We start from the raw sequence: 17,174 nt of genomic DNA, 5'->3' as shown, positions 1-17,174 counted from the left end.
TGGGGGACGCGGTTAAAGGGATACATCGACAAAAGTCTTCGCTGGGGTGGATGACTTTGTCGCAAATAGGGTGAAAGAATTGTCAAATATCGAGGATAAGACCGTTATCGAGCTGACGGCCGATATTGTCTCGGCCTATGTCGGCAACAATCCGCTTCCGGCTTCCGGCCTGCCTGACCTGATTGCCAGCGTCAGCGCTTCGGTTCGCAAGCTGGCTGGCGCCGCAGTCGTGGAAAGCCCGAGCCTGGTTCCGGCCGTGAATCCGAAGAAGTCGGTATTCCCCGATTACATCGTCTGCCTTGAGGATGGAAAAAAGTTCAAGTCGCTCAAGCGGCACCTCAGGACGGATTATGGTCTGAGCCCGGACGACTATCGGGCCAAATGGGGCCTGCCGCCGGATTATCCGATGGTCGCGCCGAATTACTCGGCGACCCGGTCCGCGCTGGCGAAGTCGACGGGCCTTGGCCGCAAGCCTGCCGCTGCACCGGCTGTCGTGGCCAAGGCGACAAAGCGTGGCAAGGCCACTGCCTGAGGCTTGCCGGCCTGTACGACAGGCCACTGACTGGCCTCTTTGAAGACGGCGCCATGCGCGTCGTTTTGAGGCCTTGTGCGGCCAGTTGGCCCGCAAGGTCTTGCGAAGCGTCGATGTCCGGTGCAAAAGCGCCGCCATGCTTGTAATCAACGACCTTTCACTCCGCATGGCGGGGCGCCTGCTTCTCGACCATGCCTCGCTGACCTTGCCGGCCGGCACCAAGGCCGGCCTCGTCGGCCGCAACGGCACCGGCAAGACGACGCTGTTCAAGGCCATAACAGGCGATTTTCCCTCCGAGACGGGATCGATCAGCCTGCCGAGGAACACGCGCATCGGCCAGGTGGCGCAGGAAGCGCCCGGCACCGAGGAGCCGTTGATCGAAATCGTGCTCAAGGCCGACCTGGAGCGCAGCGCGCTGCTGGAAGAAGAAAAGACCGCCACCGATCCGCACCGCATCGCCGACATCCATATGCGGCTGGCCGACATCGACGCGCATTCGGCCGAGTCTCGCGCCGCCACCATCCTGGCCGGTCTCGGCTTCGACGAAGCCGCGCAGCGCCGTCCGGCCTCGTCTTTCTCCGGCGGCTGGCGCATGCGCGTGGCGCTGGCCGCGGTGCTGTTTTCCGAGCCCGACCTCCTGCTGCTCGACGAACCGACCAACTATCTCGATCTCGAAGGCACGCTGTGGCTCGAGAACTACGTCTCGAAATATCCGCACACGGTTCTGCTGATCTCGCACGACCGCGACCTGCTCAACCGCGCCGTCAACTCGATCGTCCATCTCGACCAGAAGAAGCTGACCTTCTGGCGCGGCGGCTACGACCAGTTCGAGCGGCAATACACCGAGCAGAAGGAATTGCAGGAAAAAGGCCGCGTCAAGCAAGAGGCTGCCCGCAAGCACATGGAGTCCTTCGTCGAGCGTTTCCGCGCCAAGGCCTCCAAGGCAAGACAGGCGCAGTCGCGCATCAAGGCGCTGGAAAAGATGAAGCCGATCGCGGCCATCGTGAACGACTCGGTGCGGCCGTTCTCGTTCCCGGAACCGGTGAAGACCGTGGCCTCGCCGATCATCGCGCTCAACAACGTCAATGTCGGCTATACCGAGGGTTCGCCGATCCTGAAGAAGATGACGCTGCGCATCGATGCCGACGATCGCATCGCGCTGCTCGGCGCCAACGGCAATGGCAAGTCGACCTTCGCCAAGCTGCTGTCGGGCCGTCTCAAGCAGGAGACCGGCACGATGACCGTCGCCCCTGGGCTCAAGGTGGCGATCTTCGCCCAGCATCAGCTCGACGATCTGCGCCCGGAGGAAAATGCCTACGAGCATGTCCGGCAGCTGATGCCGGAGGCCCCGGAATCCAAGGTACGCGGCCGCGTCGCCCAGTTCGGCCTCGCTACCGAGAAGATGAACACCGCCGCCAAGGACCTCTCAGGTGGCGAGAAGGCGCGGCTGTTGATGGGCCTGTCTGCCTTCGAGGGGCCGAACCTGTTCATCCTCGACGAGCCGACCAACCATCTCGATATCGACAGCCGTGAATCCCTCATCCACGCGCTGAACGAATTTCCCGGCGCCGTGATCCTGATCTCGCACGACCGGCATCTGCTGGAGGCAACGGCCGACCGGCTGTGGCTGGTCAAGGACGGCGCGGTCAACCCCTATGACGGTGACCTGGAAGACTACAAGACGCTGGTCACCGGCGTGTCCGGCGACCGCCGCGAGCGGCGCGAGGCGGACAAGGCATCGAAGGCGGACCGTCGCCGCGAGGCCGCGCAGCGCCGCGCTGCCTTCGAGCCCCTGGCCAAGGAAATCCGCGCCACCGAAGCGCTGATGGACCGCATCCGCAAGCGCATCGACGGCATCGAGGACGAACTCGCCAACCCGGCGATCTATGAAAAGGATCCTTCGACCGCGACCAGGCTGGCCAAGGAACGGTCGCAGCTTAGCCAGACGCTCGCCGGCCACGAGGACAAGTGGCTTGCCATGTCGGCGGAGTATGAGGAAGGCACGGCGGAATGATTGGCCGATCTTCCCGGGGGAGATCAGCCCATTGTCTGGCCCTACACGCCACTCGCAAAACCCGCTAAATACCCCCCATGAACCAGCACACCAAGCTCCGGATCGGCCATTCGGCCTGTCCGCATGACTGCCCGTCGACCTGCGCGCTCGAAGTCGAATTGCTCGACGGCAATCGGATCGGTCGCGTCCACGGCGCCAAGGCCAACAGCTATACGTCGGGCGTCGTCTGCGCCAAGGTCGCGCGCTATGCCGACCGCGTCCATCATCCCGATCGCCTGCTGAGGCCGCTGGTGCGCAAAGGCGCCAAGGGCGAAGGCGTCTGGCAGGAGGCGAACTGGGAGACGGCACTTGATCTCGTCGCCGAAAAATTCATCGCCGCCGAGGAGAAATACGGCTCGGAGACGGTCTGGCCCTACTACTATGCCGGCACGATGGGGCTGGTGCAGCGCGACGGCATCGAGCGGTTGCGCCATGCCAAGAAGTACTCGGGCTTCTTCGGTTCGATCTGTACCAATCTCGCCTGGACCGGCTGGATGATGGGGGCCGGCGCCTTGCGCGGACCCGACCCGCGCGAGATGGGTAAAGCCGACTGCGTGGTGATCTGGGGCACCAATGCCGTGGTCACCCAGGTCAACGTCATGACCCACGCCATCAAGGCGCGCAAGGAACGCGGCGCGAAGATCGTCGTCATCGACGTCTATGAAAACGCCACCATGAAGCAGGCCGACATCGGCCTGGTGCTGAAGCCGGGCACCGACGGCGCACTGGCCTGCGCGGTCATGCATGTGCTGTTTCGGGAAGGGATGGCCGACCGCGCCTATCTCGAAAAATACACCGACGACCCCAGGGGTCTCGAAGCGCATCTCGTCACCCGCACGCCGGAATGGGCGGCCGGGATTACCGGGCTTTCAGTGGCTGAGATTGAAGCGTTCGCAAGATTGGTAGGCACCACCAAAAAAACCTATTTCCGGCTCGGCTATGGTTTTGCCCGCCAGCGCAACGGCGCCGTCAACATGCATGCCGCGTCTTGCATCGCGGCGGTCACCGGCGCCTGGCAATATGAGGGCGGCGGCGCCTTCCATTCCAATTCCGGTATCTTCAAGCTCAACCAGGATGTGCTGGAGGGCTCGAGGATGCGCGATCCCTCGATCCGCTATCTCGACCATTCGCGCATCGGTCCGGTGCTGACCGGCGCCGGCGATGCACTCTATGGCGGTCCGCCGGTGACGGCGATGCTGATCCAGAACACCAATCCGGTGAATGTGGCGCCTGAACAGCGTCTGGTGAAGCAGGGCTTCATGCGCGACGACCTGTTCACCTGCGTACACGAGCAGTTCATGACCGATACGGCCAAGCTTGCCGACGTCGTGCTGCCGGCGACGATGTTCGTCGAGCATGACGACATCTACAAGGGCGGCGGCAACCAGCACATCACGCTCGGTCCCAAGCTGATCGAGCCGCCGGAAGGGCCGCTTACCAATCATTTCGTCATCGAGGAACTCGGCAAGCGCCTGGGCGTCTCCGACCGGCCCGGCTTCGGCCTCACCGAACAGCAGCATATCGACATCATCCTGGGCAAGCGCGGGCTGGGCAGCTTCGGTTCCTTGAAGGAAGACAAGTGGGTCGACCTGCAGCCGGATTTCGAGACCGCGCACTTCATCAGGGGCTTTGGCCATGCGGACGGCAAGTTCCGCTTCCGCGCCGACTGGACCGGACAGGCGGCTCCCAACCGGCCGCCGAAGAGCATGGGCCTGTTCGGCCCTGTTGCGCTGCTGCCGGAATTTCCCGACCATGTCGATCTGATCGAGGTGGCCGATGAGGCACATCCGTTCCGGTTGACGACCTCGCCGGCGCGCAACTTCCTCAACTCGACCTTTTCCGAGACACCGGTGTCGAAGGCCAAGGAGGGCCGCCCTGAACTTCTGCTGCATCCCGACGATGCGGCGGCTCTCGAACTCGGCGACGGCGACCGTGTCGAAATCGGCAACATGCGCGGCGAAGTGGTGCTGCACGCCAGATTGTTTGGCGGCATCAAGCGCGGCGTGGTGATAGCCGAAGGCATCTGGCCCAACAGCGCGCACGAACGCGGCGAGGGCATCAACGTGCTGACCGGAGCCGACGCGCCGGCGCCTTACGGCGGCGCGGCCTTCCACGACAACAAGGTGTGGCTGCGACGGGCGCAAGATCTGAGTAGCTGACGCCGGCGACGCCCCCATTCGACGTCTGGCCCAAGCACGAGCGGTCGCTCATGCCAGCTCCCGTCTCTATAGAGGCACTTGTCCGTCGCAAGGGGAAGTGTCGATGGCAGGCGCGATTTCGCTTCTGGGAATACCGCATGACGAGAATTCGTCCTACCTCCAGGGGGCTGCCAAGGCGCCGCCGCTGATCAGGCGTGAGCTCGTCAGCGATGCCTACTCGTCATGGAGCGAGACCGGTTTCGACCTGAGCGACCGCTTCGTCGATCATGGCGACATCGACTTCACCCAACCGGGCGATCCCTGGCACCTCATCGAAAGCGAAGTCGGCCGCGCCCTCGATGCGGGCCATCCGCTGATCAGCCTGGGCGGCGACCATGCCATCTCCTGGCCGGTGCTGCGCGCAGTGCGCCGGCGCCACCCGAGCCTGACGATCGTGCATATCGATGCCCACCCCGACATCTATCACGCCTATGACGACAATCCGCGTTCCCACACCTCGCCCTTCGCGCGCATCATGGAGGAACGGCTCGCCGACCGGCTGATCCAGATCGGCCTGCGCACCGTGAACGGTCATCATCGCGACCAGTTCAGGCGCTTTGGCGTCGAGGTGGTGGAGGCCCCGCGTTTCAGCGACAGCCTGCGGCTCGATCTCAAGACGCCGGTCTATATCTCGATGGATCTCGACGGGCTCGATCCAGCCTTTGCGCCAGGTGTCTCGCATCGCGAGCCCGGCGGCCTGTCGACACGGCAAGTCATCAACCTGATTCAAAGCGTCAACCAGCCGGTCGTTGCCGCTGATATCGTTGAATACAATCCGAGCCAGGACCTCTCCAACATGACGGCGCTTGTCGCCGCCAAGCTGACCAAGGAGATCGCCGGCGTGATGCTCAGGATGTCGCCCGCGCTCGACTGAGCGCGTGGCACAGCTTTACACCGGCAGGGTTTCAGCTGCCTTTTTCCTGTTTTGCCGCTGACGGATGTCGTTAGCGACCGCCTGGGCCTCGATGCCGATTTCGCGCAGCAGCCCGGTGACGGCATTGTGGAAGCCGACCAGATAGAGGCCGAGGTCCGAAGCGCGGGCGTTGACGCCGCTCGGGCCTGGCTCAATGCCGGGCTCGAGGAATTTGGCGTAGCCTGGCCGGTAGCCGGTGGCGAAGACGATGGCGTCGAAGTAGTCGTGCCTGCCGTCGGTAAAACGGACGCCGCCTTGCGAAATCTCGGCGATATCGGGCGCGACCTTGATCGCGCCCTCGCGAATCTTGCCGATGGTGCCGACATCAATCACCGGAATGCGCGATGCCAGGGCGATCTGCTGCAGCAATCCCTGCTTAGGCCGTCTGAGCCCGAATTTTTCCAGCCTGCCCACGACCAGGTAGAGGATGAGAGGGAACAGCGCGTCATTGATGCGCTGCGGCCCCATGCGCGTCGCCATGCCGACCATCTGGATCGGCACGCCGAACAATTCACGCGGCACGATGTGAACGCCGCCGCGCACCGAGATCGTCGGCCGGGCGCCGCCTTCGGCCAGATCGAGCGCAATCTCGGCGCCGGTGTTGCCCATGCCGACGACCAGCACCGATTGGCCGGCAAACGGCTTGGCGTTGCGATAGTCCGCGCTGTGCAGCGTCTTGCCCTTGAAGGTGTCGATGCCGGCGAATTTCGACAGCAAGGGCTCGGCATTATAGCCGGACGCGATGACCACATGCGAAGCGTGCAATGCGCCGGACGTCGCTTCCACCCGCCAGCCGCGGCCATCGCGGGTGATCGCGCGCACCGTTTCTCCGAGGCGGGGCGCGAGGTCGAAGCGTTTTGCGTAGGCTTCGAGATATTCGACCACGAGATGGCGCGGCACGTAGCGCGGATAATCCCTGGGGAAGGGGACGAAGGGCAGCGAAGAGTAGCGTTTGGTCGTGTGCAGGTGCACGCGGTCATAGTGGCGGCGCCAGGCCGGCGCGGCCTGCTGCGCTTTTTCGAGCATGACGAAATCCAGCCCCGCTTGCCGCAGGCAGGCCGCTGCCGCCAGGCCTGCCGGCCCGGCACCGATGATGGCAACCGTGGTGCTGTCCCGCAACCGCGCCTCCGTCCCCATTGCCGGCGCACAATGTCAGAAACCCGGCGGGGGCGCCACGGTCATCCAGGCAATGGCACGGTCAATCCGACCTTGACCCGGTCCATGGCGACGAAGGTGCGGAACTTCCGCACATTGTTGCTGCCGAAGAACAGTTTTCGCGTCAGCGCCTCGTAGGCACCCATGTCGGCCACGGTGATGACAAGGATAAAATCGGCCTCGCCGGTGACATAGTAACATTGCTGCACTTGCGGCTCCGCCAGGAATTGCCGCTTGGCCGCATCGATCAGTTCGGTGCGTTCGCTCTCGAGCTCCACCTCGACGAAGATGGTGATGGGCTGGCCGACGGCCGCCGGCTCCACGATGGCGACATTGCCGGCGATGATTCCGGCCTGCTCCATGCGCTTGATGCGGCGCTGCACCGCCGGTGCCGACAGGTTCACCGCCTCGCCGATCAGCCGTTGCGGCGTCGTGTTGTCCCGCTGCAGGATAGCGAGGACGGCGAGATCGAAGCTGTCGAGCGGGGCAGGCGTCTTAGGCATGGGCAGTCCTGACGAAATAAACTTGCATTTCGAGAGCCGAATTACAGCGCCTTTTGCGCCGGTCCTGCAATATCTTCTCTTGGACCCACCCAAGGAGAGACCGGCAATGTTCCTGCCCAACCGCAATGCCTTGTATCGCCAGCCGCTGGACGCGGCCGATGTCGAAACCCTCGGCATCGCGGGGGCGGACACGGTCGAGCGTTTCCTGGCCCGCCGTGACAATCATGTGGCGACGCCATTGCGCGAGTTGCCGGCGCTGGCGGCCGAACTCGGCCTCGGCGCCCTGCATGTCAAGGACGAGGGCTTTCGCCTCGGCCTTGGCAGCTTCAAGGCGCTGGGCGGCGCCTACGCGGTCTTCCGCCTCGTGCTGGAGGAGGCCGGCAAGCGGCTCGGTCGTCCCGTCGATGTCGGCGATCTCGACCGGCCCGAAGTCCGCTCGGTTGCCGCGACCATGACGGTTGCTTGCGCCACCGATGGCAATCATGGCCGCTCCGTCGCGCAAGGCGCCGAACTGGTCGGTGCCAGGGCGGCGATCTTTGTCCATGCCGGCGTCAGCGAGGAGCGTGTCGCGGCCATCGCCCGCTATGGGGCCGAGATGATCCGCGTCGACGGCAATTACGACGATTCGGTCAGGCAGGCGGCGCGCATCGCCGCTGAGAAGGGCTGGACGGTGGTTTCCGATACGTCATGGCCGGGCTACGAACGCATTCCGGGCCTCGTCATGCAGGGCTACACGGCGATCGTGCGCGAGGCGCTGCGCCAGCTCTCCGAGCCCCCGACCCATGTCTTCGTGCAGGCCGGAGTCGGCGGCATCGCGGCGGCGGTCGCCGGCCATCTCACCATCGTGCTCGGCGCGGCCAGACCTGTCTTCACGGTGGTCGAACCTGCCCGCGCCGCCTGCGTTTTTGGCGCCGCCAAAGCTGGAAGTCCGGTCAAGATCGCGCATGGCGAGGCCACTGTCATGGCGATGCTCGAATGCTACGAGGCGTCGCCGGTGGCCTGGCGCGTGCTGGCGCGCGTCGCCGATGGCTTCATGACCGTCGACGAGGACGACGCTGTCGCCGTGATGCGGCGGCTGGCACGGCCGGTCGGCAACGATCCGGCCATCGTCGCCGGTGAAAGCGGTGGCGTCGGCCTTGCCGGGCTGGTCCGTGCGATGGCCGACCATAAGGCCGAACTCGGTCTCGATGGCGCCTCGCGCGTGCTGGTCATCAACACCGAAGGCGCGACCGATCCCCGCCGCTATGCCGAACTCGTCGGCATGAGTGAGGCCGATGTGCTTGCCGGCAAGGTGCTTTCCGGAGCGACGCAATGACCTCGACCAAAGCAATGACTTCGATCGACGCACAAAGGCTGCTTGGCCGCATTCGCGAGCTCGGCGGCATAGGTCGCGACGGCGAGGGCAGGCTGGTGCGGCTGGCCGCCTCTGACGCGGACAGGTTGGGGCGCGACCGTTTCGTCTCCTGGCTGCGCGAGGCCGGGCTCGAAATCGCCATCGACCGCATGGGCAACATCTTCGGCACCTGGCGGATGCCGGAGAATGCCGGCCGTGCGCCGCTCCTCATCGGCTCGCATATCGACACCGTCATCGATGCCGGCATCTATGACGGCTGTTACGGCGTGCTCGCCGGGCTGGAGGTGATAGAGACGCTCAAGGCGTCAGGCCTTGTCCCGTCGCGTCCGCTCGCCGTCGCCGCCTTCACCAATGAGGAAGGGGTTCGCTATTCGCCCGACATGATGGGCTCCCTGGTTCATGCCGGCGGCGTCGGTATCGACGATGCGCTGGCGGCGGTCGGCACCGACGGCAGCGTGCTCGGAGAGGAACTGGACCGCATCGGTTATGCCGGCGACAAGGAACCGGGCTTCCTCAAGCCGCATGTCTATCTCGAACTGCATATCGAGCAGGGTCCGGTGCTGGAGCGCGAGGGCGTGCCGGTCGGCGCCGTGGAAAACCTGCAAGGCATCTCCTGGCAGCGCATCACCATCGACGGCGTGGCCAATCATGCCGGCACCACGCCGATGTCGATGCGCAATGACGCCGGTCATGCCGCCGCGCGTGTCGTCACCTTCCTGCACGACCGCGCAAAAGCTTCGAACACGCCAACCGTTGCAACCGTCGGCACGATGCGCTTCGAGCCGAACGCCATCAATGTCATCCCCTCGCGGGCCGTCTTCACCGTCGACCTGCGCGACCCTTTCGAGCATCGCCTCCAGGCTGAGGAAGCGGCACTCGCGGCATTTCTCGAAGAACTCGCGGCTGCCAATGGCGTCACGATCTCGGTCGAGCGGCTGGCCCGCTTCGAGCCGGTGATCTTCGACGGCGGCATCGTCGAGTTGATCGAGGCCGCCGCGAGGAATCGCGGCCTTGTGTCGAAGCGCATGACGTCGGGCGCCGGTCATGATGCGCAGATGATGGCGCGCCTCGCACCCGCGGCGATGATCTTCGTGCCGAGCGCTGGCGGCATAAGCCACAATCCGCGCGAACATACCGAGGACAGCGAGCTTGTCGCCGGCGCCAACGTCCTGCTTGATGTCGTCGCCCGCCTCGCGGATCAGGAGAAGCCAGGAAATGCCTGAAATCGACCGTGACGCGCTGAGGCGCGAGATGACCGCATGGCGGCGCGATCTGCACGCGCATCCCGAATTCGGCTTCGAGGAGAAGCGCACCGCAGCCTTCGTTGCCGCCAAATTGCGCGAATTCGGCCTGGATGATGTCGCCGAGAATGTCGGCGGCACCGGCGTCGTCGGCACTTTGAAGCGCGGCCGCGGCAACCGTGCCATCGCGCTCAGGGCAGATATGGATGCGCTGCGCATCACGGAGCAATCGACCGTGCCGTACCGCTCCGGCAATCCCGGCATCATGCATGCCTGCGGCCATGACGGCCACACGGCGATGCTGCTCGGCGCGGCAAGGCTGCTGGCCGGCGAGGGCGGCTTCGACGGCACGGTGCGCTTCATCTTCCAGCCGGCGGAGGAATGGGGAAAGGGCGCGTTGGCGATGCTCGACGACGGATTGATGCAACGCTTTCCCTTCGACGAGATATTCGGCCTGCACAACATGCCCGGACTTCCCGTCGGGCATTTCGAAACCCGCGCCGGTCCGATCATGTCGGCCGAGGACAATTTCGAGATCGTGCTGAGGGGAGTCGGCGGCCACGCGGCCCGACCGCATGCGGGAAACGAAACGCTGGTCGCCGCCTGCGCCCTTGTCACCAACCTTCAAACCATCGTTTCGCGCAGGCTCAGTCCGGCCGACATCGCCGTGGTTTCGGTGACCGAATTGATCACCGACGGCACCCGCAACGCCCTGCCAGGCCTTGCCCGCATCCTCGGCGATGCGCGCAGCTTCCGCCCCGAGGTCAGCGCCGAGATCGAGCGCCAGATGCGCATCATCGCTGAAGGCACCGCCGCCACCCACAACGTCGCCGCCGAGGTCGGCTACAGCAGGGAGTTCGTGCCGTTGCGCAATGACGCGGAACTGGTCGACGCGGCCTTCGCCGCCGCCGGGAAAATCTTCGATCCCGGCAAGGTGGCGGTCGCCCGCGAGCCGATGACGGCGTCGGAGGACTTTGCCCGCTTTCTCGACCACGTGCCCGGCTGCTTCGTCTTCCTCGGCAATGGCGAGGCTTCGGCACCGCTGCACAATCCAGGCTATGACTTCAACGATGAGGGCCTGTTGTCCGGCGTCGATTTCCATGTCGCCATCGCAAGGCAGCGTCTTGCGCCTTGAAACCCTGAAGCGTCCGGCGGCATTTTGCCGGTGGAAAACGCTGGGGAGAGGCCGAAAACCGCGATCCCGCATGACGCAACGGCAAGACTCAGCTAGCCTCCGTCATGCGGCGGACCTGATATCCGCCTGGCCGGCGCTATCAGATTACCTCCCAAGCGGCGCCGGCCTTCTTCCTTGGGACTAAATTAGCTTTCATTAAATTTAGAATATTCGCACTTGCCGGAAGTTAGGGTCTTGCTGGCATGATCTCGGCTGGGGATCGGGGTGGTGCAGGATCACAGATGCGCGGGCGGAGCTGGATAAAGGCGTTGCGTCAGGACGAAGCGCGGCAGGTCCGCGCGCGCATCGCCGAACTCGAACGAAACCTGACGGCGGCCTCTGCCCAGAACCGGCAACGGCGCCATGAGGCAGGGCACGAACTGCGCAATGCGAAATTCCGCCTCGAGCGCCTCGAGGAATGCATCGCGGCGATGCGCTGAGGACGCCCCCGCGCTTCGTCGAAGAAGACATCGTTCACTCGCCGGCGATACCCGTATTCACGACAGTGACATCTCGATCCGCCGCAGTCGCCTTTGTTGGTGGCAGCTTGTTGTCGCAGGCCGAGATTGCCAGGGTCAGTAACGCGAGAATCAGTCCTAGCTTTTTCATCGCCTAACCTCCTTCATTTCAAAACGGGACGGCGCCGTTTTGGTTGCCCCACGCGCGCAGGGAACAAAATGTCCTGCCTCCGGTTGGTCCAGCAAAGGAGGACCGCCGCAATGATCCGTCTGCTGCTGGTTGGCACGTTTGCCTTCGTCACTTACCGTCTCGCCCGCAGGATGATCGACGAGGTGCCAGACAGCGTCGATCCGCTCCTGTTGCCCGCACCCGCGAACGACCGTGAAGCGTTACGCCGGCAGTCGAGGGCGATGGGTGTCGATCCCAAACGCTGACCCTTCCGCTCCGGCGGATGGGGAGGCGCTTCACTGTTGCGAACAAAGCGGAAACGATGCTTGATGGGCGATGAACCTCGCCGCCCATGATTCGACCTTCTTGGAACCGGCCGCCCAGCCGGCTTATCTCGCCCGGCTGAACGACGCCCAGCGTCTGGCCGTAGAGCATGGCGACGGCAAGGTCGCAGGCCCGTTGCTGGTCATTGCCGGCGCCGGTTCCGGCAAGACCAACACGCTGGCGCACCGCGTCGCTCATCTGATCGTCAAGGGCGCCGACCCGCGCCGCATCCTGCTGATGACCTTTTCACGCCGCGCCGCGTCCGAGATGGCACGGCGCGTCGAGCGTATCGCCGGGGAGGTGCTTGGCCGAGACGCCGCCGTGATCACCGATGCGCTGACCTGGGCCGGCACCTTTCACGGCATCGGTGCGCGGCTGTTGCGCGATTATGCGCTGGAGATCGGCCTCGATCCGGCCTTCACCATCCACGACCGCGAGGATTCCGCCGATCTGATGAACCTCGTGCGCCATGAACTCGGTTTTTCCAGGACGGAAGCGCGCTTTCCAACCAAGGGCACCTGCCTTGCCATCTATTCGCGCGCCGTCAACGCGCAGGCGCCGCTCGGTGAGGTGCTGGGTTCGGCCTTTCCCTGGTGCGCCGGCTGGGCCGAGCAGCTCAAGCAGCTGTTTGCCGGTTACGTCGAAGCCAAGCAGGCGCAGAACGTGCTCGATTACGACGATCTGCTGCTCTACTGGGCGCAGATGGCGGCCGAGCCCGAAATCGCGGCGCATCTGGGCGGGCGTTTCGACCATGTGCTGGTCGATGAATATCAGGACACCAACCGGCTGCAGGCATCGATCCTGATGGCGCTCAAACCCGACGGCGCCGGGCTGACGGTCGTCGGTGACGACGCGCAGTCGATCTACTCGTTTCGTGCCGCCGAAGTGCGCAACATCCTCGACTTCCCCACACAGTTCGCGCAAACCGCCGACGTGGTGATGTTGGAGCGCAACTATCGTTCGACCGAGACTATTCTCGCCGCCGCCAATGCGGTTATCGGCCAGGCATCGGAGCGCTTCACCAAGAATCTGTGGTCGGAACGCAAATCCTCCGACAAGCCGAGGCTCGTGACCGTGCGCGACGAAGTCGAGCAGGCGAATTTCGTCTGCGACGCCATCCTTGCCGAGCGTGAGGCCGGCACCGCGCTGAAGTCGCAGGCGGTGCTGTTTCGCGCCTCGCACCACAGCGGTCCGCTGGAGATCGAACTCACGCGGCGTAACATTCCTTTCGTCAAATTCGGCGGTCTGAAATTCCTCGACGCCGCCCATGTCAAGGACGTGCTGGCGGTGCTGCGCTTCGCCGAAAATCCGCGCGACCGTGTCGCCGGGTTTCGGGTGCTGCAGCTTCTTCCCGGCATCGGTCCGTCCGCCGCCGCACAGATCGTCGAAACCATGACGACGGCGCTGGACGAGGCGATGGGCCTCGCCGGCTGGCGCCCACCGCAGCGCGCCGCCGACGATTGGCCTGGCTTCGTCTCGCTCTATTCCGGCTTGCGGGCCGGCGCCAAATGGCCGGCCGACCTCGAACAGATCAGGCTATGGTACGAACCGCATCTGGAGCGCGTTCACGAGGATTCGATCACGCGCCGCGCGGATCTCCTGCAACTCGAGCAGATCGGATCGAGCTACGCCTCGCGCGAACGCTTCCTGACTGAACTGACGCTCGATCCGCCGGACGCGACCAGCGACCAGGCCGGACCGCCGCACCGCGACGAGGACTATCTGATCCTGTCAACCATCCACTCGGCCAAGGGCCAGGAATGGAAGAACGTCTTCGTGCTCAACACGGTCGACGGCTGCATTCCGGCCGATCTCGGCGTCGGCACCAAGGAGGATATCGAGGAGGAGCGCCGGCTGCTCTATGTGGCGATGACGCGAGCCAAGGACAGCCTCAACCTGGTCATGCCGCAGCGCTTCTTTCCGCACGGCCAGGCGGCGCGCGGCGACCGTCATCTCTATGCCTCGCGCAGCCGTTTCATTCCGGCCTCCATCCTTGCCGCGTTCCAGCAGCTTTCGTGGCCGGCCGCGCAAGCGGCGCAGGGCAGGGCAGCCCGGCCTGAGGTGCGCGTCGATATCGGCGCGCGCATGCGCGGCATGTGGAAATAGCGAGGGTGAGGCCGCCGATCAGGATTGCCATATCAGGCGCACTGGGCCGCATGGGATGCCAGATGGTGGATGCGGTGCGGGCAGATGCGCGTCTGGCGCTTGCAGCCCGCTTTCACCGCCAAGGCAGCGCCGGCGATGGGCTGGTGAGCCGCGATGAGGCGCTTGCCGCCGCCGATGTGGTCATCGACTTCACCACGCCGGCGGCCTCCGCCGAGCTCGCTGGCATCTGTGCACAACGCGGTGGGCCTGCCCTGGTGATAGGTTCGACCGGTTTCGACGCGGGCCAGCTCGCTGCTATCGCCGCCGCCGCCAAGGCCGTTGCCATCGTGCGCTCCGGCAGCTTCTCGCTCGGGCTCAACATGCTGGTCGGGCTGGTCGGGCAAGCGGCGAAGGCACTCGCCTCCGATGACTGGGATGCCGAGATTTTCGAGGGCCACCATCGCCACAAGATCGACGCGCCATCGGGCACGGCGCTGATGCTCGGGCACGCCGTTGCCGGCGGGCGCGGTGTCGATCTGGACAGGGTTGCAAGACGGGTCCGCGACGGCGTCACCGGCGCGCGGCCGCCGGGCGAGATCGGCTTCGCCGTGATACGCGGCGGCGGCATCGTCGGCGAGCACAGCGTCTCCTTCTGCGCCGAAGGCGAGACCGTCACCGTGTCGCATGCGGCCGGCGACCGCATCATGTTTGCGCGAGGCGCCATAGCCGCCGCGCTCTGGGTGGCGGGCCGCGCTCCCGGCGAATATGACATGCGCGATGTGCTTGGTTTCGGCGCGGCCTGATCGGCAATTTCGCGGAATTCCATTTCAACAGCCGCTAAAACGGCTGAAAGCCAGCTGAAAGCTTGGCCATGCCATGACGGTTTTGTGGCGTTCGCCACGTGACCGGTGCGGGAGCGGCCGGCAGGAGGAAATGCGGCGCAGTCCGGATGGCGCGCCGCCCAGGTGGAGGAAATTACGTGACCGGTTTCATCTCGAAGTGCATCGTGCGTTCGGCGGTGCTGACGCTTGCCATCGCCGCCACGGGCGCGACCGCGGCCTCGGCCGCCGACAAGATCACCATCATCGTCGGCGGCATGGAAAAGCAGATTTATCTGCCGGCCGTGCTGACCCAGCAGCTGGGCTACTTCAAGGATGAGGGGCTCGACGTCGAACTGGTCAATTCACGTGCCGGCGTCGAGGCCGAGAACGAATTGCTGGCAGGCGCCGTGCAGGGCGTCGTCGGCTTCTACGACCACACCGTCGACCTGCAGTCGAAGGGCAAATACATCCAGTCGATTGTCCAGTTCAGCCAGGCCCCTGGCGAGGTCGAGCTAGTCTCGGCCAAGCACCCGGAGATCAAGTCGCCGGCCGACTTCAAGGGTGCGACGCTCGGCGTCACGGGTCTTGGTTCCTCGACCGATTTCCTGACCCAGTATCTTGCGGTGCGCAACGGCCTCAAGCCTGGCGATTATACGCTGCTGCCGGTCGGCGCCGGCAACACCTTCATCGCCGCCGTCAAGCAGGACCAGATCCAGGCGGGCATGACCACCGAGCCGACCATCGCGCAGTTGCTGAAGACTGGCGAAGCCAGTGTGCTGGTCGACATGCGCACACCCGAAAAGACCAAGGAGGCCCTCGGCGGTGACTATCCGGCGGCATCCTTCTACGTCCAGTCTTCCTGGGTCGAGGGCCACAAGGACGAAGCACAGAAGCTCGCCAACGCCTTCGTCAAGACGATGAAGTTCATCGCCAGCCATTCGGCAGAGGAGATCGCCGACAAGATGCCGAAGGACTATTACGCCGGCAACAAGGACCTCTATATCCAGGGGCTCGCTGGCGGCAAGGCGATGTTCACGCCCGACGGGCGCATGCCGGCCGATGGCCCGGAGACAGTACTGAAAGTTCTGTCGACCTTCTCCAAGAGCCTGCAGGGCAAGCAGATCGACTTGTCGAAGACCTTCACGACGGAATTCGTCGACGCGGCCAAGTAAGCCGCCCGGCAGGCGCGGACGTCTCCGCGCCTGTTGAAAAAACAACAGCTTGCGCCGGCTGCCTGAATCAATTCGGCAGCGGCGTCTTCCCGGATGCCGATGAACGGCGAGCCCATGGCTCGACCGCCGGTATCCCCGCATCATCGCCACAGGAGTGTGCCATGCAATTGCAAACCATGGCGGCGCAGAAGCTGTCTCCAGCCGCGCCGCCGGCCGATGCCGCCATTGCCATCGACGACGTGACGCTGCGCTTCGTCACGCCCGACGGCCATATGATGACGGCGATCCGCGACTTCACCATGACCGTGGCGCGCGGCGAATTCGCCTGCGTTGTCGGGCCGACCGGCTGCGGCAAGTCGACGACGCTCAACCTCGTCACCGGGCTGCTGCGGCCCACCACGGGCAATGTCCGCGTCATGGGCAACCCGGTCACCGACATCAGCCGCGACATCGGCTTCGTCTTCCAGGTCGACGCGCTTTTCCCCTGGCGCAGCGTCATCGACAATGTCGCCGCCGGTCCGCTCTATCGCGGCACGCCGAAGGCTGAGGCCTATGACAAGGCGCGCGACTGGATCGCCCGCGTCGGCCTCGCCCGCTTCGAAAAACACTATCCGCACCAGCTTTCGGGCGGCATGCGCAAGCGTGTCGCACTGGCGCAGACCTTCATCAACCAGCCAAAGATCCTGCTGATGGACGAGCCGTTCAGCGCGCTCGACATGCAGACGCGCACCGCCATGCAGGACGAGTTGCTCGGGCTGTGGTCGGAGCTGAAATCCTCCGTCGTCTTCGTCACCCACGACCTGGAAGAAGCGGTGGCGCTGGCCGACAAGGTCTATGTGCTGACCGCCGGGCCGGGCACCGTCAAGAGCGTCTACCGCATCGACCTGCCGCGTCCGCGTGTCATGGCCGACATTCGCTACGACCCGAAATTCATCGAGATCGCCAAGGTGATCTGGAACGACTTGCGCGAGGAAGTGCAGCTCGGCCAGAGCCGTGGCTTGCAAACCGGCCATTGAGAGGAG

16 protein-coding genes are annotated in these 17,174 nt (G+C 64.7%); 13 read left to right on the top strand and 3 right to left on the bottom strand.

Features of this window, described 5'->3' with window-relative positions; all coding sequences use genetic code 11:
• Positions 1-79 precede the first annotated feature (79 nt).
• The 4 genes from FJ967_RS09280 to FJ967_RS09265 all read left to right on the top strand — a co-directional run bounded on the left by FJ967_RS09280 (position 80) and on the right by FJ967_RS09265 (position 5,657).
• Complete coding sequence (locus FJ967_RS09280; protein ID WP_140731404.1) at positions 80-532, top strand: MucR family transcriptional regulator; 453 nt, start codon at positions 80-82, stop codon at positions 530-532.
• A gap of 136 nt (positions 533-668) precedes the next feature.
• Positions 669-2,546, top strand: coding sequence for an ABC-F family ATP-binding cassette domain-containing protein (locus FJ967_RS09275; RefSeq protein ID WP_140731403.1), 1,878 nt, complete (start codon positions 669-671; stop codon positions 2,544-2,546).
• 77 nt (positions 2,547-2,623) lie between these two features.
• Complete coding sequence (locus FJ967_RS09270) at positions 2,624-4,744, top strand: molybdopterin oxidoreductase family protein (protein ID WP_140731402.1); 2,121 nt, start codon at positions 2,624-2,626, stop codon at positions 4,742-4,744.
• A gap of 103 nt (positions 4,745-4,847) precedes the next feature.
• Positions 4,848-5,657 carry an agmatinase family protein gene (locus FJ967_RS09265; protein WP_140731401.1) on the top strand — a complete coding sequence of 270 codons (810 nt, stop codon included), beginning with the start codon at positions 4,848-4,850 and terminating at the stop codon, positions 5,655-5,657.
• A gap of 15 nt (positions 5,658-5,672) precedes the next feature.
• On the opposite strand, the gene FJ967_RS09260 is transcribed toward FJ967_RS09265, so the two are convergent.
• Complete coding sequence (locus FJ967_RS09260) at positions 5,673-6,815, bottom strand: NAD(P)/FAD-dependent oxidoreductase (protein ID WP_140731400.1); 1,143 nt, start codon at positions 6,813-6,815, stop codon at positions 5,673-5,675.
• Positions 6,816-6,874: 59 nt separating this feature from the next.
• Positions 6,875-7,354 carry an Lrp/AsnC family transcriptional regulator gene (locus FJ967_RS09255; protein WP_140731399.1) on the bottom strand — a complete coding sequence of 160 codons (480 nt, stop codon included), beginning with the start codon at positions 7,352-7,354 and terminating at the stop codon, positions 6,875-6,877.
• 106 nt (positions 7,355-7,460) lie between these two features.
• Between FJ967_RS09255 and FJ967_RS09250 the strand changes: the two genes are divergently transcribed.
• The 4 genes from FJ967_RS09250 to FJ967_RS09235 all read left to right on the top strand — a co-directional run bounded on the left by FJ967_RS09250 (position 7,461) and on the right by FJ967_RS09235 (position 11,563).
• Positions 7,461-8,669 carry a diaminopropionate ammonia-lyase gene (locus tag FJ967_RS09250; RefSeq protein WP_140731398.1) on the top strand — a complete coding sequence of 403 codons (1,209 nt, stop codon included), beginning with the start codon at positions 7,461-7,463 and terminating at the stop codon, positions 8,667-8,669.
• A 14-nt stretch (positions 8,670-8,683) separates the two neighbouring features.
• Positions 8,684-9,931, top strand: a complete 1,248-nt coding sequence (locus FJ967_RS09245; RefSeq protein ID WP_140731486.1) for a Zn-dependent hydrolase — start codon at positions 8,684-8,686, stop codon at positions 9,929-9,931.
• On the top strand, positions 9,924-11,084 hold the full coding sequence (locus tag FJ967_RS09240; RefSeq protein ID WP_140731397.1) for a M20 aminoacylase family protein: 1,161 nt from the start codon (positions 9,924-9,926) through the stop codon (positions 11,082-11,084). Before FJ967_RS09245 ends, FJ967_RS09240 begins: the two co-directional genes overlap by 8 nt.
• 308 nt (positions 11,085-11,392) lie before the next feature.
• Complete coding sequence (locus FJ967_RS09235) at positions 11,393-11,563, top strand: hypothetical protein (protein ID WP_246675228.1); 171 nt, start codon at positions 11,393-11,395, stop codon at positions 11,561-11,563.
• Between the two features lie 34 nt (positions 11,564-11,597).
• Here FJ967_RS09235 and FJ967_RS33940 read toward each other — a convergent pair whose 3' ends face one another.
• Positions 11,598-11,732, bottom strand: coding sequence for a hypothetical protein (locus FJ967_RS33940; RefSeq protein ID WP_281405674.1), 135 nt, complete (start codon positions 11,730-11,732; stop codon positions 11,598-11,600).
• Between the two features lie 110 nt (positions 11,733-11,842).
• Between FJ967_RS33940 and FJ967_RS33315 the strand changes: the two genes are divergently transcribed.
• The 5 genes from FJ967_RS33315 to FJ967_RS09215 all read left to right on the top strand — a co-directional run bounded on the left by FJ967_RS33315 (position 11,843) and on the right by FJ967_RS09215 (position 17,168).
• Entirely contained in the window at positions 11,843-12,016 is a 174-nt protein-coding gene (locus FJ967_RS33315; protein WP_181175724.1) for a hypothetical protein, read from the top strand.
• A 70-nt stretch (positions 12,017-12,086) separates the two neighbouring features.
• Complete coding sequence (locus tag FJ967_RS09230) at positions 12,087-14,180, top strand: ATP-dependent helicase (RefSeq protein ID WP_140731395.1); 2,094 nt, start codon at positions 12,087-12,089, stop codon at positions 14,178-14,180.
• A gap of 5 nt (positions 14,181-14,185) precedes the next feature.
• A complete protein-coding gene (gene dapB / locus FJ967_RS09225; protein ID WP_181175723.1) occupies positions 14,186-14,962 on the top strand; it encodes a 4-hydroxy-tetrahydrodipicolinate reductase in 777 nt (258 codons plus the stop codon).
• Positions 14,963-15,138: 176 nt separating this feature from the next.
• A complete protein-coding gene (locus FJ967_RS09220; protein WP_140731393.1) occupies positions 15,139-16,152 on the top strand; it encodes an ABC transporter substrate-binding protein in 1,014 nt (337 codons plus the stop codon).
• Positions 16,153-16,313: 161 nt separating this feature from the next.
• The gene (locus FJ967_RS09215) at positions 16,314-17,168 is read left to right on the top strand and encodes an ABC transporter ATP-binding protein (RefSeq protein ID WP_140731392.1); all 855 of its coding nucleotides are present in this window, start codon (positions 16,314-16,316) and stop codon (positions 17,166-17,168) included.
• The last annotated feature ends 6 nt before the right edge of the window (positions 17,169-17,174 follow it).

It is taken from the genome of Mesorhizobium sp. B2-3-4 (genome assembly GCF_006442315.1).
In the GTDB taxonomy this organism is placed as follows: Bacteria; Pseudomonadota; Alphaproteobacteria; order Rhizobiales; family Rhizobiaceae; genus Mesorhizobium.
Note: the sequence above shows the minus strand (reverse complement) of the source record. Positions and strands in the feature narration are given on the sequence as shown.